Annotated in this window: 23 protein-coding genes; 6 read left to right on the top strand and 17 right to left on the bottom strand. The window is 46.3% G+C overall.

Annotation, left to right across the window (positions count from 1 at the left end; translation table 11 throughout):
- Positions 1-97: 97 nt before the first annotated feature.
- From JM642_RS14580 to rpoE, 4 genes are read right to left on the bottom strand one after another with little or no spacing between them, the layout of a single operon-like run.
- Positions 98-571, bottom strand: coding sequence for a SoxR reducing system RseC family protein (locus JM642_RS14580; protein WP_203432059.1), 474 nt, complete (start codon positions 569-571; stop codon positions 98-100).
- Positions 572-582: 11 nt separating this feature from the next.
- Positions 583-1515: a MucB/RseB C-terminal domain-containing protein gene (locus JM642_RS14585; protein ID WP_203432060.1), complete on the bottom strand. Its 933-nt coding sequence runs from the start codon at positions 1513-1515 to the stop codon at positions 583-585.
- A gap of 12 nt (positions 1516-1527) precedes the next feature.
- Positions 1528-2139, bottom strand: a complete 612-nt coding sequence (locus JM642_RS14590; RefSeq protein ID WP_099457695.1) for an RseA family anti-sigma factor — start codon at positions 2137-2139, stop codon at positions 1528-1530.
- A gap of 41 nt (positions 2140-2180) precedes the next feature.
- A complete protein-coding gene (rpoE, locus tag JM642_RS14595; RefSeq protein ID WP_037415584.1) occupies positions 2181-2759 on the bottom strand; it encodes an RNA polymerase sigma factor RpoE in 579 nt (192 codons plus the stop codon).
- 189 nt (positions 2760-2948) lie between these two features.
- On the opposite strand from rpoE, the gene nadB reads away from it, so the two are divergent.
- Positions 2949-4562: an L-aspartate oxidase gene (gene nadB, locus JM642_RS14600; RefSeq protein ID WP_037415581.1), complete on the top strand. Its 1614-nt coding sequence runs from the start codon at positions 2949-2951 to the stop codon at positions 4560-4562.
- 115 nt (positions 4563-4677) lie between these two features.
- On the opposite strand, the gene JM642_RS20400 is transcribed toward nadB, so the two are convergent.
- From JM642_RS20400 to rppH, 10 genes are all read right to left on the bottom strand, one after another.
- On the bottom strand, positions 4678-5118 hold the full coding sequence (locus JM642_RS20400; RefSeq protein WP_099457694.1) for a protein YgfX: 441 nt from the start codon (positions 5116-5118) through the stop codon (positions 4678-4680).
- A complete protein-coding gene (locus JM642_RS14605; RefSeq protein WP_139122633.1) occupies positions 5099-5347 on the bottom strand; it encodes a succinate dehydrogenase assembly factor 2 in 249 nt (82 codons plus the stop codon). The genes JM642_RS20400 and JM642_RS14605 overlap by 20 nt, the downstream gene beginning before the upstream one ends.
- Positions 5348-5431: 84 nt before the next feature.
- Positions 5432-6340 (bottom strand): transcriptional activator NhaR, encoded by a 909-nt coding sequence (gene nhaR, locus JM642_RS14610; protein WP_203432061.1) that lies wholly within the window; start codon positions 6338-6340, stop codon positions 5432-5434.
- 94 nt (positions 6341-6434) lie between these two features.
- Positions 6435-6821: a hypothetical protein gene (locus JM642_RS14615; protein ID WP_037415577.1), complete on the bottom strand. Its 387-nt coding sequence runs from the start codon at positions 6819-6821 to the stop codon at positions 6435-6437.
- A 2-nt stretch (positions 6822-6823) separates the two neighbouring features.
- On the bottom strand, positions 6824-7993 hold the full coding sequence (gene nhaA / locus JM642_RS14620; RefSeq protein WP_144375349.1) for a Na+/H+ antiporter NhaA: 1170 nt from the start codon (positions 7991-7993) through the stop codon (positions 6824-6826).
- A gap of 117 nt (positions 7994-8110) precedes the next feature.
- Positions 8111-8905, bottom strand: a complete 795-nt coding sequence (gene thyA, locus JM642_RS14625) for a thymidylate synthase (protein WP_037415574.1) — start codon at positions 8903-8905, stop codon at positions 8111-8113.
- Entirely contained in the window at positions 8905-9711 is an 807-nt protein-coding gene (gene lgt, locus JM642_RS14630; RefSeq protein ID WP_037415571.1) for a prolipoprotein diacylglyceryl transferase, read from the bottom strand. The genes thyA and lgt overlap by 1 nt, the downstream gene beginning before the upstream one ends.
- A gap of 45 nt (positions 9712-9756) precedes the next feature.
- Positions 9757-10557, bottom strand: a complete 801-nt coding sequence (locus JM642_RS14635) for a sulfite exporter TauE/SafE family protein (protein ID WP_203432062.1) — start codon at positions 10555-10557, stop codon at positions 9757-9759.
- A 58-nt stretch (positions 10558-10615) separates the two neighbouring features.
- A complete protein-coding gene (gene ptsP, locus JM642_RS14640) occupies positions 10616-12850 on the bottom strand; it encodes a phosphoenolpyruvate--protein phosphotransferase (protein WP_144375347.1) in 2235 nt (744 codons plus the stop codon).
- 23 nt (positions 12851-12873) lie between these two features.
- Positions 12874-13398, bottom strand: a complete 525-nt coding sequence (gene rppH / locus JM642_RS14645) for an RNA pyrophosphohydrolase (protein WP_037415562.1) — start codon at positions 13396-13398, stop codon at positions 12874-12876.
- A 690-nt stretch (positions 13399-14088) separates the two neighbouring features.
- Here rppH and mutH point away from each other — a divergent pair.
- Positions 14089-14760, top strand: coding sequence for a DNA mismatch repair endonuclease MutH (gene mutH / locus JM642_RS14650; RefSeq protein WP_172589447.1), 672 nt, complete (start codon positions 14089-14091; stop codon positions 14758-14760).
- Positions 14761-14883: 123 nt separating this feature from the next.
- The gene (locus tag JM642_RS14655; RefSeq protein WP_172589446.1) at positions 14884-15951 is read left to right on the top strand and encodes an adenylate/guanylate cyclase domain-containing protein; all 1068 of its coding nucleotides are present in this window, start codon (positions 14884-14886) and stop codon (positions 15949-15951) included.
- A gap of 29 nt (positions 15952-15980) precedes the next feature.
- Here JM642_RS14655 and oxyR read toward each other — a convergent pair whose 3' ends face one another.
- From oxyR to JM642_RS14670, 3 genes are all read right to left on the bottom strand, one after another.
- Entirely contained in the window at positions 15981-16892 is a 912-nt protein-coding gene (gene oxyR, locus JM642_RS14660) for a hydrogen peroxide-inducible genes transcriptional activator OxyR (RefSeq protein WP_050991326.1), read from the bottom strand.
- 229 nt (positions 16893-17121) lie between these two features.
- Positions 17122-17487 (bottom strand): Hpt domain-containing protein, encoded by a 366-nt coding sequence (locus JM642_RS14665; protein WP_037415552.1) that lies wholly within the window; start codon positions 17485-17487, stop codon positions 17122-17124.
- Between the two features lie 185 nt (positions 17488-17672).
- The gene (locus JM642_RS14670) at positions 17673-18602 is read right to left on the bottom strand and encodes a TIGR01212 family radical SAM protein (RefSeq protein WP_203432063.1); all 930 of its coding nucleotides are present in this window, start codon (positions 18600-18602) and stop codon (positions 17673-17675) included.
- A 587-nt stretch (positions 18603-19189) separates the two neighbouring features.
- Between JM642_RS14670 and gltB the strand changes: the two genes are divergently transcribed.
- From gltB to JM642_RS14685, 3 genes are all read left to right on the top strand, one after another.
- Positions 19190-23638 carry a glutamate synthase large subunit gene (gene gltB, locus JM642_RS14675; protein WP_203432064.1) on the top strand — a complete coding sequence of 1483 codons (4449 nt, stop codon included), beginning with the start codon at positions 19190-19192 and terminating at the stop codon, positions 23636-23638.
- 6 nt (positions 23639-23644) lie between these two features.
- A complete protein-coding gene (locus tag JM642_RS14680) occupies positions 23645-25051 on the top strand; it encodes an FAD-dependent oxidoreductase (RefSeq protein ID WP_203432065.1) in 1407 nt (468 codons plus the stop codon).
- Between the two features lie 246 nt (positions 25052-25297).
- On the top strand, positions 25298-26008 hold the full coding sequence (locus tag JM642_RS14685) for a 5'-methylthioadenosine/adenosylhomocysteine nucleosidase (RefSeq protein ID WP_203432066.1): 711 nt from the start codon (positions 25298-25300) through the stop codon (positions 26006-26008).
- Positions 26009-26010: the final 2 nt, after the last annotated feature.

The raw sequence follows: 26010 nt of genomic DNA on the forward strand, positions 1-26010 counted from the left end.
CAATACCAATCAGATTCACTCATAGTTGTCTTTATGTCGAAAAATGCCGCCCTCAGCAAAAGTTTATTGTCTAATTGAAATCAATAACAACATGAAATCAAACAGATAATTTATCTAAACTGATCACTGTACCTAAATAAGCTAAAATCACAGGTTGCGAATCTACTTCAAGCTGTTTTGCCTTACGTTTTCCAAAGAACCAAGCGGCTAACGCGCCTAAAGCAGCAAAGGCTATCGAACAGAGATCAGAATTGATTACTAACAAACTAGCAAAAAACTGCCCTAATAATGCACCCACAAATAAGCCGAAGAGTGGCGTCAAATAAACCAAGGCAGCCGCTTTCAAGATGACACTCTCAGGTAGCCCCAGCTTTAGCAGTTCACCAACCTCACAGGCACGTTCACTCTGAATAGAGAATTGCTGTGTCTTTGCAGAAAAAGCCTGTGCAACAGCAGACGTCCCGCAGGACTCACTGCTACTGCAACTCTTGCAGGTGCTTTTAAGCTCGACCTCAACGGTGAGCCAACCTTGATTATCACAGGCGACAACCCGCGCCACTTCTTCCATCATGATGAACCGCTCTATTTTAACATCAAACTTTTCGCGATACGGGCTAAGGTCTCAGTTGGCACTTTACCCACAGCCACCACTTCAGCATTACCGACTTTTTCTGACACTAAAGATAAGCCATTACGCGTAATTAACTCTTCAGGCAATGGCGTTGATCCAGCTCGAGCAACATAAATAGAAATATTGGCTAAGCCATCAGTCAAGGCAATATATTCAACCGCCTCGTGGCTACCAATCAAACGGTGATGATCACGCACTACTACGCTAAATCCAGCGGGGAGCCAAGAAAACTGCCAATTTTGTCCATCTTGACGTTCAGCCTGATCGATCACAGCAGGCCATTCTTGCTTGTAGGCTTCCTGTAGAATCGATGGTGGCTCGCTAAATTCAATTAATTCAATCACCATTAGTTGTTCAAGCAATTGCTTATCTTGAGTCAACATGTCATATCTGAGTGGCAAATAGGTGTCGATATCTAACCAGATTTGGAAACCATATCGGTATTCATCATTAGGCAACAAGCGGATCATTTGTCCTGGGCGCCCAGCAATGCGAGTGCGGCCACCTAATACAAATTGATAACCCACTTCTAAATCGCTCATTTTTGATGAGAAAGCCGCTGGCCACACGCCCTGAATATGATTAGAGATGATACTGTACGCGGGTTGATCATGTTCGATAAAGGTGACTCGATTTCCCACTCTTACCGCATTTTTGGGAGGACCGTTGAGGTACTCAAGAAAGGCAACTTCTTGATTATTCACCTTACCGTGAAGATAAACCAAAGGCCGAATATGGTCGGCCTGAAGTTGTATAATCGATGCTTTAAATTCTTTCTCTTTTAAAGCCTGGCTCATTTTCTCAAGCCAGACTTTGGCAGGCATATCTTCCTGCGCCACCGCAGGAAATACCAAGGCTAACAAAGCCAACAGGATTAGACGCAAGCTAACTCCTTACTACTGATTGACAGGAACGGGAATAACCTCGCTATTGTCTTCTACAACAGCACCCGTATTCAATCGTTGTTGTAACATATGATCCTGTATATACGTATTAATTCGGCGCCGTTGCTCGTTCATTTGGTCATTAGTGTAGCTCTGATTTTGTTGGACAGGCCCTGTCTGTAAGCTCACTGGCGACGCACTACCCACCAGAGGACGAGTAACAAGCACAGGTGATGGCGACGCGGCATCATCAGCTGTTTGGTTAACGTTCTGTACGCCGACGATGGCAAACATGGCCACAGTAGCGGCAATCGCATACTGACCAAACTGCTTAAATAGTGGCACTACGCGGTTTTTATCCGTTGTAACTTGTTCAGTAACGCCTATCGGAGCCTTGGCTTGGGGCGAGACAATGGCAGGCTCAAGCTCAATTGCAGCAGCAATACTTGCACTAAGGTCTAACGCCATAGTCTGGGGTAATTCACCCCGCATAGCATCACCTATCAAATGATAGTTACGCCATTTATTATGTGAATGCGTATCGGCAGCAAGTTCTGCCATCGTCTGCACATCTGTCTCTCCATCGACAGCGGCTGATACCCATTCTTGACCTAATTTATCCATTGTTCACCTGTCTAAATTTAAGGGTTTCTTAAAATAAGAATTTAGGCTTCCAGCAAAGGCTGAAGCTTTTTATCGATTGCCTCACGGGCACGGAAGATTCGCGATCTTACCGTTCCAACAGGGCAATCCATGATGATGGCGATATCTTCGTAACTCATCCCATCGAGTTCACGCAATGAAATCGCCATACGTAATTCTTCAGGCAATGTTTCTAATGTTTCGAAAACCACTTTCTTGATTTCATCCGATAACATTAGTCGCTCTGGGGAGGCAAACTCCTTTAGCGCATCACTACCTTCATAATATTCGGCATCCTCGGCATCAACATCATTTGCAGGCGCTCTGCGCCCCTGTGATACGAGGTAATTCTTAGCCGTATTAACGGCTATGCGGTACAACCAGGTATAAAACGCACTTTCACCACGAAAGTTTGGCAAAGCTCGATAAGCTTTAATAAACGCTTCCTGTGCTACATCAGCAACGTCGGCTTGGTTACGCACGTAGCGCGAAATCAAGCTAATCACTTTACTCTGATATTTAAGCACTAACAGGTTAAAAGCGTTTTTATCTCCCCGTTGTACGCGCTCAACTAATTGTTGATCACTTATTTGTCCACTCATCCGAGCCGACTTCTCCCAAATCTAAAATGCTGATTTCTCAGTCGCTCGAATCATATTCACTTATGTAGACTCGCGTGCTTTGAAAAAGTTCTAAGAATTATACAAAAAAAGTAAGGTTAAAAGGAAAGTACCCATAATTCGTCAGTTGGTTTACCATAGATGGTACTCTCAGTCATAGCATGATACCCGATGAAACAAGTAGTTGAACACCAATCTGACATATTAGTCATAGGTAGCGGTGCCGCAGGTCTGACACTAGCTTTGCATCTTGCTGAAAAAGCAAACGTAATTCTGCTTTCAAAAGGCCCTCTCTCGGAAGGGTCGACATACTACGCGCAGGGCGGTATCGCCTCCGTCTTCGATGAAAGTGATACTATCGAATCCCATGTAGCCGATACATTAGTCGCTGGTGCTGGTTTGTGCGATAAAGAGGTGGTGACTTTTACCGCCGAAAACGCCAAGAGTGCAATGCAATGGCTAATCGAATGTGGCGTGGCTTTCGATAAAGAAGAAGCCACGGGGAACAATGCTAAAGATGCCCCTTATCACCTTACCCGCGAAGGCGGCCATAGCCATAGACGCATTCTACATGCTGCGGATGCAACGGGCAAAGAGGTGCAGACTACACTGCAAGAACGTGCCCTCGCCCATCCAAACATTCAAGTTTTAGAACGCTATAACGCCATCGACCTTATTACCACCCGCAAATTAAATCGCCCCGGTAATCGCGTGTTAGGTGCCTATGTGTGGAACCGAAATGCCGAGCAAGTTGAAACCATCAAGGCTAAGTTTGTCGCTTTAGCCACTGGCGGTAGTTCTAAGGTTTACCAATATACTTCAAATCCCGATGTGGCTAGTGGTGATGGTATTGCGATGGCATGGCGTGCAGGTTGCCGCGTTGCCAACATGGAATTCAATCAATTTCATCCAACCTGCTTATACCACGCTGATGCCCGTAACTTTTTACTAACCGAAGCTCTACGTGGTGAAGGTGCCTACTTGCGTCGCCCTGATGGCAGCCGCTTTATGCCAGACTTTGATGAACGTGCAGAGTTAGCTCCCCGTGACATCGTTGCCCGCGCCATTGACTATGAGATGAAACGTCTCGGTGCCGATTGCGTGTATCTGGATATCAGCCATAAAGATGCTGACTTTGTAATGAAGCATTTCCCGACGATTTACAGTCGCTGCTTAGAACTCGGTATTGATATTACAAAGGACGCTATTCCGGTCGTCCCGGCAGCCCACTATACCTGTGGTGGGGTGATGACAGACTTACATGGTCAAACCGATCTCAATGGTCTCTATGCCATTGGTGAAGTCGCTTATACAGGCTTGCATGGCGCCAACCGCTTGGCAAGTAACTCGCTGCTTGAGTGCTTGGTATTTGCCCGGGCAGCCTCCCAAGATATTGAGAGTCAACTGCATAAAATCCCCTTACCAGGCCCAATTCCCGCATGGGATGAAAGTAAAGTTTCTAATTCTGATGAAGAAGTCGTTATCGCCCACAACTGGCACGAACTGCGCCTGTTTATGTGGGACTATGTGGGTATCGTACGCTCAGATAAACGCTTAGAGCGCGCACTGCGCCGCTGCTTGATGTTGCAGCAGGAAATCCAAGAGTATTACAGCAACTTCAGAGTCAGCAATAACCTGCTTGAACTGCGTAACTTAGTGCAAGTGGCAGAACTCATTATTCGCTGCGCGATGGAACGTAAAGAAAGTCGTGGGCTGCACTACAATATTGACCATCCTGAAAAGTCAGCTTCTCCGCTACCGACCATTTTGCAACCTGAAAAATAAGCGGATAGCTTAACTTAAACGCTTTTAACGGGCTAAATCTTAATAAGGATTTAGCCCGTTTGTTATTTAGACGGTGTGAAAGTCTCATCACTCATAGTTCAGATTCAGATTCAGATTAAAGTAGTTCGTGTTGGCTCATCGCCTGAGTTTTAACTTTAAGTAATAGCCGGCACAAGTGGCGATAATCTGTATCACTAAACATATCCGCCCATAGAGGTAAGAGATGCAACCTTTCGGCAGATTGATAGTAAACCAAGCAGATAAACGGCGTTACCCAAGTTCTGGGCAATACATGAAACGCCTCCCCCGTTGATAGCCAGCCGTCTCCTTGACCATTAAGCTCAAAACGGCAATGCCATTTCCTCAGTTGCCATAACTGAGAGCACAAGAATCCCAATATTAAGACGGCGAATATAGCCCTCAGTCCATGTAGTACTGCGGTATCCGTTTCTGGCCAGAGAAGTAAAGAAGTGCTACAGACACAAACAAATACGACCAACGAGAGACGTTGGTCAAAGGAGGCTTTTACACTAAAACTATGGCGCAGCTCGGCCACGGACTTGCACTACCATGCGGGCAAGCTCAGGATCAGGGCAAACTTCATGACCCATAAACCATGCAAATAATTCAGGATCTTCACACTCGAGCAAACGAATAAACAGGGCTTTATCTTCATCAGACAAATCCTGATAAACATTCTCAACGAAGGGCTGGAACAAAACGTCTAATTCGAGCATTCCGCGGCGACATGCCCAACGGACCCGTGCAATGTTCATTAACTCCAAGTTAATCTCTCCCAAAACAAAATTCGCCTTAGTCTACCAGTTCAGTCCATGGAGTGTCGATGCAAGCGTTGTTGAAACACAAGTTTAATACTGCTTAACTTGAGTATCTAATCCGGCAAATAAATCACTAAAATCCGTTTCTAGGAGGCGTTTAACCGCAGGATGCTGGATCATCCGTTCGGCAAACATCACATGGTACTCTTCTTTCACATCTAAGGTTTCACCGAGTAAATGCATGCCATGGGAAATCACTTCTTGGGGATAAATCGATGGCATGACAAAGATACCGCGCTTAAGGTAACCAAAAGCCTTCATCATGGCCGCATCATCAAACTCACCTAAAATACTCACCTTAAGATTTTGCTCATCAAACCAACGATATAGTTGCTGACCGAGCGAAGTTCTACGACCGGGGATCAATAGCGGCCCTTGCTCTAAACAGGCAGGGAAATCCGCACTGTAAGCTTCAGCAGAAAAGAAACTCACACCACACTCACCCAGTTTTTTCGATAGAATTTCGGGATATTTAAGTGACTCGCCCGCACAGTCTGAAAGGATCATATCGAGTTTATGCTCGCGTAAGCGAGACATTAAGCTTTCATGGGTCGCCTCATAACAGGCAAGGTGCATAGAGCCATCATTAGGAACAACCGAGAGCAACACTCTACTTGATAAGGCTTTCGATAAAGCATCAGCAATCCCAACCTCAAATAGAATAGCGTCATCTTTTTGATAGTTAAGTAAATCGATCATCTCATAACTGAGAGAAAACATTCTATCGGCATAACGAAAGACGAGCTCTCCGAGCTCTGTCGCTTCTAGATTTCTGCCGACACGTTTAAATAAGCTACCGTTTAGCCTGTCTTCTAAGGCGCGGATTTGCCCAGTAATCGTTTGTGGAGCTAAATAAAGGGCTTCTGCAGCTTTTGCCACAGAGCCCTTTTTCTTAATCATCCAAAAATAGTAAAGATGGTTGTAATTGAGATGGAGCATCGCCAATGAGCTTCCTATTAGGGATGCCACAGCATCTATGCTGTGGCATATCGGGTAGCAATGACCCAGCTTAACAAATAATGAGTCAATATCGCTATTTTAAACGCTGGCAATCCAATAAGTTAACAACGATTCCTTGAAGTTGCTCTAAATCTGCGGCAGTACCAGTGCTAACCGCTTCAGTCACCCCAGAGACTAAACTATCACGATCAGGAATTCGACTAGCACAATAAGTACGGTTTGCTTCTTGGAAACGTTTACCGCCACGGTATTTTAATGCTCTAGACTCGTAACCATTGGTTTCAAGCCTCGCGCCTAATGCCTCAGGTTTAAACATTAATGCCCCATCAACTATCCCCTCAAGATAGCTTTGGCAGGTTTGTGATGCGACATCTTTGTTGCAGGCATCAATTTGCGAAGCCATGGCACTTGAAGATAATGCTAACAATGCAGCAACTCCCACTAATTTCATATTTATCATAGTTATACTCCTTTTTTTGGTAACACTTTTGATAACCAGAAATACCCGATCAAGGCTGCGAGAATTGAGCCAATCAAGGTGCCAAGGCGTGCTAAATCGCCGAACATAGGGTCTGCCTGCTCAAATGCCAACGAAGCAATAAACATCGACATGGTAAAACCAATCCCGCACATCGCCGCCACGGGTGCGATCTGTTTCCAACCGATACCATCAGGCAACTGTGCCAACTTAAGCTTGACAGCAACAAAGCTAAACAGCATCACCCCTATCGGTTTACCTAACATTAATCCCAACGCAATCCCCACTGGCACAGGGGAAATAAGCGTATCTAAACTCATGTTTCCTAAAGCGACCCCAGCATTAGAAAAGGCAAATACAGGCAGAATTAGGAAGGTGCTCCATGGGTGTAAACTATGCTCTAAATGCTCAGAAGGCGAACTACCATCTTTTGCCCGAAGAGGAATACAGAAGGCAATAATGACACCCGCTAATGTGGCATGAACACCTGACTTGAGCACTGCGACCCACAGGATAAGCCCTAATACGCCATAGGGTGCTAATGAAGTCACTCCTTTACGGTTTAAAGCAACTAAACCAACAATCGCAATACTGGCAATGATTAAACTAATGGTTGATAAATCGGTACTGTAGAAGAGGGCGATAATCACAATAACGCCTAAATCATCAATAATGGCTAATGCCAGCAGAAAGACCTTTAAAGCAACGGGTACGCGGCTACCTAGCAACGCCATGATCCCCAAAGCAAAAGCAATATCCGTCGCAGCAGGAATTGCCCAACCCGCTTGAGTGATAGGATCACCATAGTTAAATAAAAGATAAATTCCCGCAGGCACTAACATGCCACCAATGGCAGCAAAAGTTGGCAGAGAAGCCTGTGCCACACTCGATAATGCGCCTTCGAGTAGCTCGCGCTTAACTTCTAAACCAATCAGCAAGAAAAACAGCGCCATTAGACCGTCGTTAATCCACAGCAACAATGGCTTATGCAGATCGAGTGCACCGACACGCACCTGTACTTCAGTACCGAGAAAACCTTGATAGAGTCCCGCGAGAGGAGAATTGGCCATCAACATGGCAAAGGCAACGGCAATCAATAAAAGGATGCCGCCTGCAGACTCTTGGCTTAAAAAATTTCTAATCGCTTTTTCCATCTTGCACTCCCAAAAATCATAATAGATTGAGTGTAGACGAAGAAAATGAACAAGTATAATCGTTAGTTTCGACAAAACACCTCGGCTATTCCGAGGTGTTGGTCGATTAATTCGCCATTAAACGGCAACAGGCGCTTTGATATGTGGATGTGGATCGTAGTGGGTCAGTTCGAAGTCTTCGAATTGATAATCGAAAATAGAGGCAGGTTTACGCAAAATTGTCATGGTGGGTAAAGGTCTTGGCTCACGGGTCAACTGCAACGCAGTTTGCTCCATATGGTTGGAGTATAAATGTGTATCGCCACCCGTCCAAACAAAGTCACCTAAGGCTAAATCACATTGTTGCGCAACCATCATCGTCAGCAACGCATAGCTGGCGATATTGAATGGTAAACCTAAAAATACATCACAACTGCGTTGGTACAACTGGCAGGATAATTTGCCGTCGGCGACATAAAACTGGAAAAACGCATGGCATGGCGCCAGTGCCATTTTATCCAGCTCGCCCACGTTCCATGCAGAGACAATCAAACGGCGCGAGTCGGGTTGGGATTTAATTTGCGCAATGACCTGCGAAATTTGATCGATAGCCTCACCACCTTGGGTCGGCCAACTGCGCCACTGCGCGCCGTACACAGGGCCTAAATCGCCGTTTTCATCTGCCCATTCATCCCAAATACTGACCTTATTGTCACGCAGATAAGCAATATTGGTCTCCCCTTTCAGGAACCACAACAGCTCATGGATAATCGAGCGCATATGGCACTTTTTCGTTGTGACTAAAGGAAACCCCTTACTCAAATCGAAACGCATTTGATAGCCAAACACCGAGCGAGTGCCTGTACCTGTACGGTCTGATTTATCCACACCTTCGGCTAAAATGTGTTTCATCAAGTCTAAATACTGCTGCATTACTGCTTACCCTCTGGACGAAGAATTAAATATAAACCGAAGAGGATCATCGGCACTGAGAGGATCTGCCCCATTGTCATAAAGCCCCAATAGAGGCCTAACTGTGCATCAGGTTGCCTTACCGTTTCGACAATCACGCGGAAAATACCGTAGCCTAGTAAGAACATACCCGATACTGCGCCGACTTTCTTAGTACGTTTACTGAACCAATAAAGGAGCAAGAATAATGCAACACCTTCAAGAGCAAATTGATAGAGCTGCGAGGGATGGCGTGGTTCTGGTCCACCGCTTGGGAACACCATAGCCCAAGGCACATCAGTCACGCGGCCCCATAACTCACCATTAATAAAGTTACCGATACGGCCGGCCCCAAGACCAATAGGCACCACGGGCGCCACCATATCCGCCACGGCAAAGAAGGTACGCTTTTGCTTCCAAGTGATATAAATCATGGCGGTAATCACCCCAATCAAACCACCGTGAAAGGACATGCCGCCTTCTGAAATTTTAAATAAATACATTGGACTAGCGAGAAAATAATCAAAATGATAGAAGAGCACATAGCCAATACGACCGCCTAATATCACCCCTAGGAAGCCATAAAACAGTAAATCGGAAACCTGCTCTCTCGTCCATAAACCATTGGAACGATCAGCCTGGCGATTGAGTAACCACATCGCCGCCACAAAACCCACTAAGTAAGTAAATCCATACCAACGCAGCGCAGGTTCAAAGGTTTGTCCAAAAATATCAAAGGGACCAAACTTCACGATCACAGGATCGATATTGGGAAAATTCAATGCCATAACTTATCCATCAACAGCCTCAAATTGAGGGCTAAAAACTAAAAATCAGCTCAGAATTAATTTGAGACCGACACAAAGGAGTAAAAGTGCAAATATTTTTTTAAGGACTGGGGTGGGCCAAGTGCTTGCAGCCTTCACACCAACCGGAGCCATTAAAATTGAGGTTATGATTAAGCCAAATAACGCCGGTAAATAGATATAGCCTAAGGTACCATAGGGCAATTCAGGGGCATTCATGCCCGCAATAATATAGCCGAAACTGCCAGAAAGAGAGATTAAAAAGCCCATCGCAGCAGAAAAACCCACGGCTTGACGCATCTGTAAACCATAAAAAGTCAAAAATGGCACTATCAGTATACCGCCACCTATTCCTGTCAAACCGGCCAAAACCGCAATCAAAGCCGATACAATAAAAAGCACGACTGAATTAGGTAATTGGCGATTTGATTCGGCTTTTACGGGATAAGCCATTTGAATTGTCATTAAAATCACAAAGATGGCAAAACCTTTCTGTAAAGCATCAGCAGGAATACGCTCAGCAATAAAACCTGAAGCCAGCGCGCCTATAATCAGGCCCGGTAACATTGATTTGAACAATTCCCAAGGCACATTACCGCGCTTATGGTGGGCACGTGCCGATGAAATAGAGGTAAGAATAATGGCGGCTAGCGAAGTGGCAATCGCAATATGGGGTAGCTGAGTAGAGCTAATACCGACCGATGGCAAAATATAAAGCAATGCAGGCACGACAATCAAGCCGCCGCCGATACCTAATAATCCTGCCATAAAACCGACAAACGCACCTAACGCCAAGCAAATAAAGAACACCAACAACAAACTATCCACACGAATACCTACAGCGTGATTAAGTGAAGCCTTAGCTTAAAGCAAAAGGCACGATTAGTTAATTAAGAATTGTGGCTAATCCTTGCTGAGTAAAATATTCTTTAACCAGCTCACGCACTTGGAAACCGTTAGATAGACTTAACGCCTGCGCGAGTAACTGTGCTAAATCATCACCAGAGACTCGGCGCAGCAGATAGTTAATTCGCGCTAAACTGCCTTGGTTCATACTCAATTGGTTGTATCCCATCGCCACAAGCAAGATCGCGCCCATGGGCTCGCCAGCCAACTCACCACAGATACTGATATCAAGATGATGATATTCACAATCTATTCTTGCCTGATGTAAGGCCCGCAAAATCCCCGGATGATAACTGTCAAATAATGAACTGACCCTCGGGTTATTGCGATCGACTGCGAGTAAATATTGGGTTAAATCGTTACTCCCAACTGACACAAAATCCACTCTCTTTGCCACTTCATCTAACTGATATAGCATTGCAGGCACTTCGAGCATTATGCCAATACGCGGCATTTCGATATTGCTGTTGACATCATTTTTGAGTTCAATATAAGCCTGCTCTAAGTAGGCTAACGCTTGATCGATTTCATCTAAATTACTGACCATGGGTAACAAAATGCTTAACTGCTTGCCTTCTGCGCCAGCCTGTAACATGGCCCTTAACTGCACAAGAAACAGCTCAGGGTGATCCAGTGATAGTCGAATACCACGCCAACCGAGGAAAGGATTGTCTTCTTTAATCGGGAAATACGGCAAAGGCTTATCGCCGCCAACGTCTAAGGTTCTCATCACTACAGGGCGACCCGAAGCCGCTGAGAGTACCTGTTGATAAACCTTTACCTGCTCGGATTCACTCGGAAAACGCTGCTGCAACATAAAGGGGATTTCAGTGCGATATAACCCAATACCATCTGCCCCTTCGGCAATTTCCGAGGCGACACCACTGAGTAATCCCGCATTGAGATAGAGTCTAATTCGCGTGCCATCAAGCATCACAGAAGGCAGCGCTAACTCCTGTGCGTATTGGCGCTGCAACGCTTTTTGCGCTGAGATAAGGCTGCGATATTCGCTAACAATAGCAGGCGATGGCGACACCATAAGCTGCCCACGACTGGCATTGACGACTAACAGCTTTTGATCAATATCGGCGGAAAGTAACTGTTCAACGCCTGTAATCGCAGGTACACCAAGCGCACGCGCTAAAATCGCCGCATGGGAGTTAACGCCACCGAGCTCGGTCACAATCCCGGCTAATTTTTGTCGAGGAAATTCAGCCAACATTGTAGCATCGGCTTCTTTCGTCACTAAAATTACAGGTTTATCAGGTTCATGCTCTAATCGCTCAGGCTCAATCAATTGCCTTAGCACCTTTTGCCCCAAATCGCGGATATCACTCGCCCGCTCCTTGAGATAAGGATCTTCCATCGCCAAAAACTGCTGAATATAACGCAACGAAACCCGGCTCACCGCCGATTCAGCCTCCCAGCCCTGCTGTACTTCACGGGTATATTCACCACCGAGGCTGGCATCATCGAGTAGTAACTGTAAGGCATTGAATATTGAGGCGACCTCCTCATCCTGTTCTCGGTCGAAACGCTGAGATAGCGCACCAATCGCCTCTTTACAACGCCCCATTGCCGCGACTAAACGGCTGGATTCAAGGGCAATGTCCTCGCAGCGCACATCGGGCTGTTCGAGGGAAATCTCCCCACCGAGCACTAACGCGTGTGCAATAGCGATCCCACTGGATGCAGATGTCCCTTGGAATAAAATCTGTTGATGGAGTGAACTGACCTGCGCCTTTTGTTTTAATCCTCGGATCGCCATCGCAAGCTGCGCAGCCAAGGTCATTAAAAAGGCTTCTTCGCCTTCGCTAAATTGCCGTGCACTAGCTTGCTGCACCACAATCACACCCACAACCGCTTTTTGATAAATAATAGGGACAGCTAAAAAGGCACGGTATTCTTCTTCTGCAACCTCGGGAAAGAGCTTAAAGCGCGGATGTAAACGTGCATCGGCTAAATTCACCGCCTCCTCACGCTCGGCAGCTAAGCCCACCAAGCCCTGAGTTAAAGGCATGCGCACTCGACCGACAGCGCTCTTTTCGAGACCATCGGTTGCGGATAAAACGAGTTCTTGCTGCTCTAGGATATAGACCGAGCAACATTGGGTTTCCATCGCAGCCTTGGTCGATGAAACTAGGACTTCTAATGCGGTTTCTAAGCTGTGGGCAGAAGCCACAGCTTGGGTAATATCCCTGAGCGTATTTAACACTGTTTTCAATCCTCTTTTGAAAATCAGCCCGTTGTCTTTTGTCTTACCCGCTTCCTCGGTATTTCCTGGGTTTGGAATGACAATGCCGTTACCGCAAATTCTTTCATGACCTTACGATAAACATCACGCTTAAATGAGACAACCTGCCGCACCGGATACCAATAACTTACCCAGCGCCAATCGTCAAACTCAGGGTGGCCTGAAGAACTTAAATTAATCGCACTATCTTGGCTTTTGAGTTGTAACAGAAACCACTTTTGCTTTTGGCCAATACACACAGGCTTACTGTCCTGTCTCACTAAGCGTTTAGGTAAACGGTATCTTAGCCAAGAGCGCGTCGAGGTTAATATAGTGACATGCTCGGGTTTTAAGCCAACTTCCTCATACAATTCACGGTACATAGCCTCTTCGGCCGATTCACCATCATCTACACCGCCTTGGGGAAACTGCCATGAGTGTTGTCCAAACCGTCTGGCCCACATGACTTGGCCATATCTGTTACAAATTATTATGCCCACATTTGCGCGAAAGCCGTCGCTATCAATCACATGGACTCCAAATAAGGATAAATTTTAATAAAGCGATTGTTTCACAAAGCCCGTCTCTCAGCAAACCTCTATTTTCAGCTTATCTTTGGATAAATAGTTTCAACTTACTACTTTATCAACAACTCATCGACTTAATCTAAGGGGATATCCACATTTTCTGTGGATATCTCTGTTTGAAACTAGGGTAAACTAGGTATATCGTTCAAAAAACAACAAATAGAATATACATCACAACGCATACCACATCAAAAAAATAACCTATAAATCATTAAGATAAACCTTAACAATTTACAAAATATCTATCCAAACACACAAACGCTCACTTTTTAACCTAAAATAAATTCTATTATTTAATTAGAGTAATCCTTAAATGTTATACACAGAGCACACCCAAAATTACCCACATCCCTATTTAAAAATGCCACTTACTACCATTGACTCAAAGATTTTATTCAGTTAAAGGCACACGCATTGTGAGTTATCCATAATATCTGTGGATAAATATGTGAGAAACGCAAGGGAAAGCCGAGAGTAACTTTGAACACTTTAACTGACACTTGTCAAAAACCAGATAAAAACAATAAAAATCAAAGCATTAGGCGAAAAAAGTTAGCAATGCGTTTATTCTTATTTTAATGTTCATTTTTTGACCTTGGTTGCTAAGCAGTTATTTTCCAGTAAAATTCGCCTATGAAACCTATTATTCCCCCTCAAAATCTGAGCGAATTGCTCGAACGCGCTAATATGATGGCCGGTGTATCTTTGGCGCAAATTGCTGCCCATCGCGGCATTCGTGTCCCCGACAATCTGAAACGCGATAAAGGTTGGGTGGGACAACTCATTGAAATGGAATTAGGTGCGATAGCAGGTTCGAAACCCGAGCAAGATTTTCTTCACCTCGGAGTAGAGCTAAAAACTATCCCCATTGATCATCAGGGCAAACCGCTAGAAACCACCTATGTATGTGTTGCACCGCTGACTAATATCGAAGGATTAACTTGGCAAGACAGCTTAGTGTGTCACAAGTTACAACGAGTACTGTGGGTACCAGTAGAGGGAGAGCGACATATCCCTGTGGGTGAACGCAGAGTTGGCACACCGATACTGTGGCAGCCCGATCCACAAGAGCAAGCATTACTGCAACAGGATTGGGAAGAAATCATGGAGCTGATTGCTCTTGGTAAAGTCGAAAATCTCACCGCTAGGCACGGTGAAGTTCTCCAATTACGCCCTAAAGCCGCTAATAGTAAAGCATTGACTCAAAGTATTGCCGAGGATGGCAGCCTCAAAATGACCAATCCTCGCGGTTTTTATCTCAAGACCGCCTTTACAGCAATGATATTAAATAAAGTGTTTGGTTAAATTTTCGTAGCTATATAGCGTTGTATTGATCCAGATCACAAATATCACTGGCACTCTAGTGATGATTTTCTATAAACTACGGCATCCTGAAATATATGGCCGTATTCGGATACAAAACCCGTTGTGAGAACTCGTAGACAAGCGAAAAAACTTCTTTTTGCGATATTAGCTTGGGCGATAGCCATGGCTGCATTCGTGTTTTTTCGATATGCCCAATCACCAGAACTGCCGCAATGGGCTGTAGGTTCGGCTGATCTCGCGACACTCGCTGTCTATATGGGGATTATTTTTGGCAGCTTACACTGGATGTCCAATCTGATAGCTGATTTTAGCGCTATCAATCGCCTACCTTATATCTTCTCAGTCATTTTTAAAGGATTGTTCCTGTTATTAGGTGCAACAACCTTAGCTTATATGACCCAATTTCTAAATATGTGGGCCATTGAAAATCACATGTCGACCCTTAGACAAATGCTTACGGCGCATATTCTCTATAGTCCCTCATTCCAAGCCTTAATTGTTTATTTAGTCGTTGTACGAGTGAGTTTAGCCTTTGTGGAGCAGATGGGGCTTTTAGTTGGGCCACGTATTTTACTCAATATTGGTTTAGGCAAATACCATAAGCCAAGATACGAACAGCGTTTATTTCTTTACTTAGATATGGTCGCCTCAACAACTCACGCTGAATCCCTTGGCGATTATCGCTTTAGTCGCCTAATCCAAGATAGTTTTAGCTTACTTTCAGATACTGTGAGTAATAACGAAGCTGAAATCTACCGCTATATGGGTGATGCCGTATTAATCCATTGGCCCTTAGAGGAAGGTGTTGTGCACGACCGCTGCATGAATATCTATTTTGAATTTAGCCAGCAATTAAATTGGCAGAGACGTTACTTTGAAGAACACTATGGTTTTGTGCCTAAATTTAAAGCGGCGGCTCACTGTGGGCAAGTCGTTGCTGCAGTTGTTGGTGTTCAAAAACAAGAAATTAGCTTCTTTAGTGATGTGCTAAATACGTTAGCGAGACTGCAGGATCAATGTAATCCCTTAGGACAGCGTATGTTGATCTCTGGCGCCTTAGCGGGACGACTCGATAATCCTGACAGTGAGTATCGTTTGACTAATCTGGGCCCGATTAAATTAAAAGGGAAACAACACTCGATTGAAGTGTTTGGTGTTTCCCCTTTATAAACCTCACCAAAAGCAAAAATACTCAGTGATTATGCGGTTTCGTTAGCTAACAATTTTTGGATCAATAAACCTAGCGTACGGAAAGTTAAAATTCGGCTGGTTGTTTGTCGCCATACTAAACCGATATCGCGATATGGCGCTTCACCTGGTGGAGTCATGACCACCAGATCGGTATCATTCAAGATCCCTGCATCAATCGCCATTTGCGGTAAGAACGTTGTGCCCAGTTTACTATTTACCATTTGTACTAAGGTATGCAGACTCGTGGCAGCAAAAGGATTGACTTTAGCACTGTCGCCCAACTGACAAGCAGTAATGGCATGGCCAGTAATACAATGCTCACTCTGCAACAGAAAAATACTCTCATCAGGTAATGTCTGATAATCGATCGGCTGATGAATTCCCCCCACTAAATCTTTGTGGATAACCATCTTAAAGGGATCAATACCTACCTTCATGCTGTGGTAGCCACTGGTATCAACGGGTAGAGCAAGAATGAGTATATCTAACTCCCCTTTACCCAACGCATCGAGTAAGCGCTCTGTTGTATCCTCTTTGAGTAATAGGCTCATCGCGGGATAAGCGTGTTGGCACTGTTTGACAACGCGGCTGAGTAAAAATGGAGCAATGGTAGGAATACAACCTAAGCGGATATCCCCCGTCATAGGCTCACCTTGGTTTTTAACCAATTCAACCAAATCATCTACATCCGTGAGGATTTTGCGAGAACGTTGCACCACTTCCTCACCAATAGCGGTGAACATAAAAGACTTGTGATCCCGTTCAATTAACTGGTGGCCAAGCTGTTCTTCAAGATTCTGAATGCCGCTTGACAGAGTCGATTGGCTGACAAAACACACCTTAGCGGCGCGATTAAAATTCTGCTCTTGATGAAGATTCACCAAGTAATATAGATTCTTAAGGCTAGGTAAATTTTTCATTTTATCGATTGCCACTACGGTTATGAATTAATAAATTTAATCAACTCTAGCATAAGTTATCAACTAAAACGCGGCTAAATTACTCAATAGTGTGAGCAAAATCGATTTTCAATCAAGGTAAAACGCATGAGGCGACTCAGAATACAGGAGGGAAAAGCAAAAGAGGGGATAAAACGAGAAGGAAGAAGTTATCGAGGTGCAACCTTTACGCCGCACCTCGCAAACCAAACTAGGCTTTAGCCTGTAAGAATTGCTTTAATTGCTGCAGATCGGCACTCGCAAATTCAACAATTTGCGCAACCCAAGTTGCATGTTCAACTTCCCAACGCGCTTCTTCGCCATGCTGCAGTAATTGGGCAATTTGCTGAATACGTTTTAAACCAACTGAACCCGCTGCACCTTTAAATTTGTGGGCCTCAGAACATAAAGTGTCCTTGTCAGCAGCTTCGTTAGCCTTTACTAGATTCCCAACATATTCAGGCATTAATTGCTCAAATAACACCACGCTCTTTAGCAAAGTACCGGCACCAATCGCGCTGCAATACTGTTCTAACGTATTGAGATCTAGAATTGTCTCTAATTCAACTGTGGCCATCTAGGCCTCCCTTAAGTAGTCCAATGCTTAAAACAAATTTATGACATGATACCCACTAAAATTGTCAGCGCAACTTATAGCAGCATTTGTGGTCAAAAGATGTTTTTATTAACAAAAAATCAACTATATCAAATACTATTAGCGATAAAAAATTACCAAATGAATCCATTCAGCAAATATGGACATTATGGTCGCGCTAATGCCGCGCCTTGTCCACCCTTACGCGCAAGATCCTCAACAATCGCCACTAAGCCATTCCAACGATAACCACACCAATCGGGTGCCAGCAGTATCGGTTTTTTCGCATAGGCGGTCACCCGATGAAATATCACCTCTTTCGGTGTATGCCGAACCAGTTCGCCGACACAAGCCGCATACTCCTCAATACTGAGCAAAGGTAAGCGCCCTGCGCGCCAAGCTTTTGCCATAGTACTGCCCTCAACCACATGTAATGGATGCAGCTTTAAACCATCTACGCCCTGCGTCAGCACGGCCTGAAGGGTCGCCATGTAATCGAGACGAGTTTCACCGGGTAAACCTAAGATAAGGTGAGTACACACCTTTAAACCGCGGCTTCTCGCCCGCAAAACGGTATCGCAATAACAGGCAAAATCATGGCCACGATTAATCTTGTGTAGCGTCTTGTCGTTGGCGGTTTGTAGCCCAAGCTCCAACCACACATCAACGCCTTTTTGCTGGTAACTTGCTAGTAAATCTAACACATTATCTGGCACACAGTCGGGACGAGTGCCAACACACAGGCCCACAATCTCACTGTCTTTGACCGCCTCATCGTATTTAGCCATCAGCACTTGATACTCATCATAAGTGCTCGTATAAGCCTGAAAATAAGCGATAAACTTATCCGCATTCAGCTTGGGTTTCGCCTCTTTATAACGGGCTTTCCCTTGTTCTAGCTGCTCACTGATGCTGAGCGTTTCCGTTTGCTGATAACTAAAGGACGCCACGTTGCAAAAGGTACAACCACCACGTCCAAGCGTGCCGTCACGGTTAGGACAAGTGAATTTGGCATCTATGGTGAGCTTGCGTAATCGCTCACCGTATTTAGCCTTACAAACAGCACCAAATGTGTTTACATATGCATCGAGCCCCATTAGCTCGCCTGCCATATTTCATGTCGTTTCATTAAAAATAACCAAGATAAAATCACAAGAAAGAAGAAATAATGATGTGTAGATAGACGAAAAAACTCATAATAAACAATGCGAGCACACTTTTCTTGTGCGGTAAATCAAACTCTCATAATATTCACCATATCCAAGCTAAAAACCTGAGCAGCCCCTCACAGGGCCTTTACATTCTGTGATAGCACTCACAACCAAACGGAATAACAATTCACTTATTTCATATTTTTATACAAACACTGTATTTGCAATAAAAATCACTATTTCTAAATCAAAAACAATCCGTGCCAATGTTACATTTTGGTAACTTACAAGTTTTTCATTTTTTAAAATTCTTTTTATTCATAACGTTATACAGCACTTTAATCAGTTAACGTTAACGTCAAGCAATTGTGTTTTGTGTATGAAACATGAATTAATACCCATATTTTATGCAAAATTTTGGTTTGACCTTTAGTTAATCTCAGGATAATTTGGGTGGTTCGGGTGCATATCTATAGAAAGTCTTTACATTTCTCCCGAGTAGTAATTTCGTTGAGGTCAAGGGAGGTTTTTGTATGAGCTTATATCATCCCAGTTTTGAGCGGGACAATTGTGGGTTTGGCTTGATTGCACAAATGGATGGCGAAGCCAGTCATCGTATCGTGCGCACAGCTATCCATGGCCTTGATCGCATGAAACACCGTGGCGGTATCGCCTCTGATGGTCGAACTGGGGACGGCTGTGGTTTATTGATGCAGCTACCATTGCAATTCTTTGAGGCCGTAGCCGCAGAAAATGACTGGCACTTGAGCCGCAAATTCGCTGTAGGCATGTTGTTTTTAAGCCAAGATGAGGAATTAGCCGACCAAGCTAAATTCATCCTCGAACGCGAACTCGAGCGTGAAACATTAAGTATCGCTGGTTGGCGTAAAGTCCCTATCAATCCTGAGGTATTGGGTGAGATTGGTAAATCGAGCCTACCGCAAATCTATCAAGTGCTGATTAACGCCCCCATTGGTTGGCGTGAGAAAGATCTTGAGCGACGTCTCTACATGGCTCGCCGCCGTTTAGAGCAACAAATTACTGACGATAAAGACTTTTATGTCGCGAGTCTTTCAGGTCAAGTCATCGTCTACAAAGGCTTAATGATGCCTGCCGACCTGCCCGCATTCTATCCCGACCTTGCCGACATCCGTTTGAAGAGCTCTATTTGTTTATTCCATCAACGCTTTTCAACCAATACGTCACCTAAATGGCCACTCGCTCAGCCCTTTAGGTATCTTGCCCATAACGGCGAGATCAATACGATTACCGGTAACCGCCAATGGGCCCGTGCCCGTGCCTATAAATTTAATTCGCCGCTGCTGCCTGACTTACAGCAGGCGGCACCGTTTGTGAATGAAACGGGTTCTGACTCTTCCTCCCTCGACAATATGCTCGAGATGCTGCTCTCTGGCGGGATGGACTTATACCGCGCCATGCGTTTGCTTATTCCGCCAGCGTGGCAAAGTAACCCAGAGATGGATGACGAGCTAAAAGCCTTCTATGACTTTAACTCCATGCATATGGAGCCATGGGATGGTCCTGCGGGGATCGTAATGACCAACGGTCGCCACGCCGCTTGCGCGGTCGATCGTAACGGTCTGCGCCCATCTCGTTATGTGATCACTAAAGATCGTATCTTAACCCTCGCCTCAGAAGTCGGCATTTGGGACTACGCCGCCGATGAAGTGATTGAAAAAGGCCGTGTCGGCCCTGGCGAGCTGTTAGTGTTAGATACATTAAATGGCCGTCTATATCAGTCATTCGAAATCGATAACGACCTTAAGCGTCGCCACCCCTACAAAGAATGGATGGCGAAAAACAGTCGTACTTTAATTCCTGCCGAGCAGCTAACGACAGAGCAACATGGCGCCAGTGAATTAAGCCCTGAGCAACTACTGCAATACCAAAAGCAGTTTGGTTACACCCGCGAAGAGCTTGAACAAGTGATTTGGGTACTGGCAAAACAAGGCGAAGAAGCGACTGGCTCCATGGGCGATGATACGCCAATGGCCGTATTGTCGAAAAAGTCACGCTCGCTCTATGACTATTTCAGGCAAAAATTCGCTCAAGTCACTAACCCGCCTATCGATCCATTGCGTGAAAAGCACGTGATGTCTCTGGCGACCTGCATTGGCCGCGAACAAAACCTCTTCAACGAAACGACTGGCCATGCCTATCGAGTGATGTTCAACTCACCGATCTTATTATTCAGTGATTTCAATCAATTACTCGGATTAGATAGCACTTACTATCGCGCCAATATCGTCGATTTAAACTACGATCCGAAAGAAGGCTTAGAACAGGCGATTCGCCGCATCACCTCGGAAGCCGAGCGTTTAGCCCGCAGTGGCACTACGCTGCTGATTTTATCCGACCGTGCGATTGATAAATCGGCGCAGGTAATCCCAGCGGCCATGGCAGTCGGCGCAGTACAACAAATGCTGGTGAGTAAGAGCCTGCGCTGCGATACCAACATCATTGTCGAGACCGCCTCGGCGCGAGATCCGCACCACTTTGCAGTGCTACTCGGCTTTGGTGCTACGGCGATTTATCCGTATCTAGTGTATGAATCAATCTCAGATCTAGCGAAACGCCATCAACTGACCGATACCACGGCGTTGATGCTGAACTTCCGCTACGGCATCGAGAAGGGTCTACGTAAGATCATGTCGAAAATGGGGATCAGCACCGTCGGCTCCTACCGTTGTAGCCAGCAGTTTGAAGCCATTGGTATCGCCAGTGATGTGATTGAACTGTGCTTTAAAGGAGTGGTGAGTCGTATCGAAGGCGCAAGCTTTGAGGATATCGCCAACGATCAAGCGCTGCTGCATAAAGCCGCTTACCGCGCCCATGTGCCACTGCCACAAGGCGGTTTACTCAAATACGTGGATGGCGGTGAGTACCACTGCTTCAACCCTGATGTGGTCAACACATTGCAGGCATCCTTAATCGACAAAAATTTTGCGACCTATAAGAAGTTTGCCGAATTAGTGGATAACCGCCCTGTTGCCACCCTAAGGGATTTGATTGGCATTAAGGCTGACCAAGCTGCAATTGAACTGGATAAGGTCGAAGCTGCTAGTAACTTGTTCCCACGTTTTGACAGTGCGGCCATGAGTATCGGTGCCTTAAGCCCCGAGGCTCATGAGGCATTAGCCATTGCAATGAACCGTTTAGGTGGCCGCTCTAACTCGGGTGAAGGTGGTGAGGATGCTCGCCGCTTTAACACCGAGCGTAACTCGGCAATTAAACAAATTGCCTCGGCACGTTTTGGCGTAACCGCCCATTACCTAGTCAATGCCGATGTGTTGCAGATTAAAGTGGCCCAGGGTGCAAAACCCGGTGAAGGCGGACAACTGCCAGGCCATAAGGTGAGTGTAGAAATTGCAGGGCTGCGCCACGCGCGTCCCGGTGTAACCTTGATTTCACCACCGCCACACCATGATATCTATTCTATCGAAGACTTAGCCCAGCTGATTTTCGATTTAAAACAAATCAACACCAAGGCACTGATCTCTGTGAAGTTAGTGTCTGAACCAGGTGTCGGCACTATCGCCACCGGTGTGGCAAAAGCCTATGCCGATATGATCACTATTTCTGGCTACGATGGTGGCACGGGCGCGAGCCCTATCACCTCGGTGAAATACGCTGGCAGCCCATGGGAACTCGGCCTTGCCGAAGTGCATCAATCTCTGGTGGAAAATGGCCTACGCCATAAGATCCGCTTGCAGGTCGATGGCGGCCTAAAAACCGGAACCGACGTCATCAAAGCAGCCTTACTCGGCGCCGAGAGCTTTGGCTTCGGGACTGTGCCCATGATTGCCTTAGGTTGTAAGTACCTGCGTATTTGCCACCTGAACAACTGCGCTACCGGTGTCGCAACTCAGGACAAGAAACTGCGCGATAACCACTACCACGGCTTACCAGAGCGAGTGATGACTTACTTTGAGTTTGTTGCCGAGGAAGTCCGTGAGTGGATGGCGACTTTAGGGGTCAGCAAGTTTGAAGACTTAGTGGGCCGCAGTGAGTGGCTACATACCTTAGAAGGCCAGACCGATAAACAACGCGGACTCGATTTAGCGCCAATCCTGTATCAGCCGAAGGTCAGAGCCAGTACCTCGCGCACCTGGCAGGAAACCAACCCACCAGCAGATTTAGGCTTACTCAACCAACATCTGCTCAACGAGTGCCAGAGTGCGGTCGATAAGGGCGAGTGTTTCGATGCCGCTTACAGTATCAACAACACTGACCGCTCAGTGGGCGCACGCCTGTCGGGCTATATCGCGACTACCCTTGGCGTTAAAGGCACTAAGGCACCGATAAAACTCAGCTTTAACGGCAGCGCCGGCCAAAGCTTTGGGGTATGGAACAGCCCCGGCCTTGAACTCAAGCTCTGCGGTGATGCCAACGACTACGTTGGTAAAGGCATGTCGGGCGGTAAGATTGTGATTTATCCACCGCTGGGTAGCCCATTCCAGAGCGAGCGCAGCGCTATTGTCGGTAACACTTGTCTGTATGGCGCAACTGGCGGACGCTTCTTCGCCGCAGGTCAAGCGGGTGAACGCTTTGCGGTACGTAACTCGGGCGCGATTGCTGTAGTTGAAGGCTTAGGCGATAACGGCTGCGAATACATGACCAGCGGGATTGTGGTCGTGCTCGGTAAAACCGGGGTCAACTTCGGCGCGGGGATGACGGGCGGCTTTGCCTATGTTTTCGACCAATTTGGCCGCTTTAATCGCCGCGTCAATAGCGAACTGGTAGACACCCAAAAACTCGAATCGCCTATTCATCAACAGCATTTGAAAGGCTTGATTGAAGAACATGTGGCCGAAACAGGCAGTGAGCACGCAAAGATGATCTTAAGCGACTTTGCCAACTGGTTAGATTGCTTTGTATTAGTGAAACCGAAAAATATCGCCGTTGCAGATCTGCTCAAATTAGAGCAATCGAGCCCGGAACTGGCAGTAAAAGCGGGGTAATAGCAGATGAGTAACGATTTTCAATTTATTGAAGTGGGTCGTAAAGACCCAACTAAACACCCTGCGGCAAAGCGTTCGACTCAGTTTATTGAGATTTATCAACCCTTTGAGCAAGCACAGGTGAGTGAACAAGCGGACCGTTGTCTCGATTGCGGTAACCCTTATTGTGAGTGGAAATGCCCGCTGCACAACTATATTCCCAACTGGCTGAAACTGGCGCAACAGGGTCGGATCATGGAGGCGGCGGATTTAGTCCATGAGACCAATACCCTGCCCGAGATCTGCGGCCGCGTCTGCCCACAGGACAGACTCTGTGAAGGCGCTTGTACCCTAAACGCCGACTTTGGCGCAGTGACTATCGGTAATGTGGAGAAATACATTACCGATACCGCCATCGCCCAAGGCTGGCGTCCGGATATGAGTAAAGTCACGCCGCGCAAGGAAAAGGTCGCGATTGTGGGCGCAGGCCCTGCTGGTTTAGGCTGTGCCGATATTCTTGCCCGTAATGGGGTTAAGGCTGTGGTGTTTGATAAGTATCCCCAGATTGGTGGCCTGCTGACCTACGGTATTCCCGCCTTTAAACTGGATAAAGCCGTGATGGCAACTCGCCGCACTGTGTTAGAAGGCATGGGAATCGAGTTCAAGCTGGGCGTAACTGTCGGTAAAGACGTCGCCTTTAACCAACTGCTTGAGGAATACGATGCCGTCTTCCTCGGCATGGGCACCTACACCGCCATGAAAGCGGGCCTTGAGGGCGAAGATGCCCAAGGCGTGTACCAAGCCCTGCCCTACTTGATTGGCAATACCCATCACCTGATGGGCAGCAGTAATCCTGACACCCCTTACCTCAATCTTGCCGGTAAGCGCGTTGTGGTCCTCGGTGGTGGTGATACCGCCATGGACTGTGTTCGCACCGCAGTTCGCCAAGGGGCCAGCAGCGTGATTTGTGCCTATCGCCGCGATGAAGCCAACATGCCGGGTTCTCGCCGCGAAGTGCAAAACGCCCGTGAAGAGGGAGTGAACTTCCTGTTTAACCGTCAACCCGTGGCGATTAAAACCCAGGATGGCAAAGTGGTGGGTGTCGAATGCGTTGAAACTCAAATGGGTAAAGCCGATGCGAGTGGCCGTCAACGTGCCGAAGCGATTGAAGGCAGTGAGCAGCTACTCGACGCCGATGCGGTAATTATCGCCTTCGGTTTCCAACCTAGCCCTGCGCCTTGGTTTGCCGATTACGGCATTGAACTCGACCAATGGGGCCGAGTAAAAGCCAGTAAACAGGCCGATAATCCATTCCAAACCACCAATCCAAAGGTATTTGCTGGCGGCGATATGGTCCGTGGCTCGGATCTGGTTGTGACCGCAATTGCCGAAGGACGTGATGCCGCACAAGGCATTCTTAACTACTTAGATTAATGGTTTTTTGTTGTACCGCTGTACCTGTGAGTCTCGGACTCGTACCCACGAGTCCACCATTTGCTTGTGAATTTTGGCGCACCTTCGGGTGCGCATTTTTTTGCCCGACCTGTGTTTTATCCCATCCCAATCAAGCAATCGCAATCCCACAATAACGCCAAAGCATAACTGTGGTATATTAGCCGCCATTCTGTTATCCCACTCTTTAGTGGCATCACACATTCAGTTGAATCAAAAGGGTCTCCCATGAAAATTGGTATTATTGGCGCAATGGAGCCAGAAGTTGCCCATCTTATTGCGGCTATGACAAACGCCTCTTCGCAAACGATTGCAGGTGTTGAATTTATCGCTGGCACCTTAGCGGGTAAAGACGTTGTAGTCACCCGCTCTGGTATTGGTAAAGTTGCCGCCAGTATCGCCACCACACTGCTGATTGAAAAATACGCCCCCGATGCGGTAATTAACACAGGTTCTGCGGGTGGTTTTGTCGATTCACTGTCGATTGGCGATATCGTGATTTCATCCGAAGTGCGCCACCACGACGTGGATGTCACCGCATTTGGTTACGAAATTGGCCAAATGGCGCAGCAACCTGCGGCATTTATTCCGGCGCCATACTTAGTAGAAGCGGCTAATAAGGCCATCGCACAATTAGGAGAAGTGAAAGCGATTGAAGGCTTAATCTGTACTGGCGATAGCTTTATTTGCGACCCAGTACGTACCAAGACCATGTTGGAGCATTTCCCAACCATGGCGGCCTGTGAGATGGAAGGCGCGGCAATTGCTCAAGTGTGCCACCAGTTTGGCGTGCCATTTGTGGTGATTCGCTCGCTCTCTGACAACGCCAACAACGACTCGCCCGTCGATTTTGATTCCTATATTGTGAAAGCGGGCTACCATTCAGCGCTGATGGTGATGTTGCTACTTGAGCAATTAGATCCAAACTCAGTACAGTAATA

Source organism: Shewanella sp. LZH-2 (assembly GCF_016859145.1).
GTDB lineage: Bacteria > Pseudomonadota > Gammaproteobacteria > Enterobacterales > Shewanellaceae > Shewanella > Shewanella xiamenensis.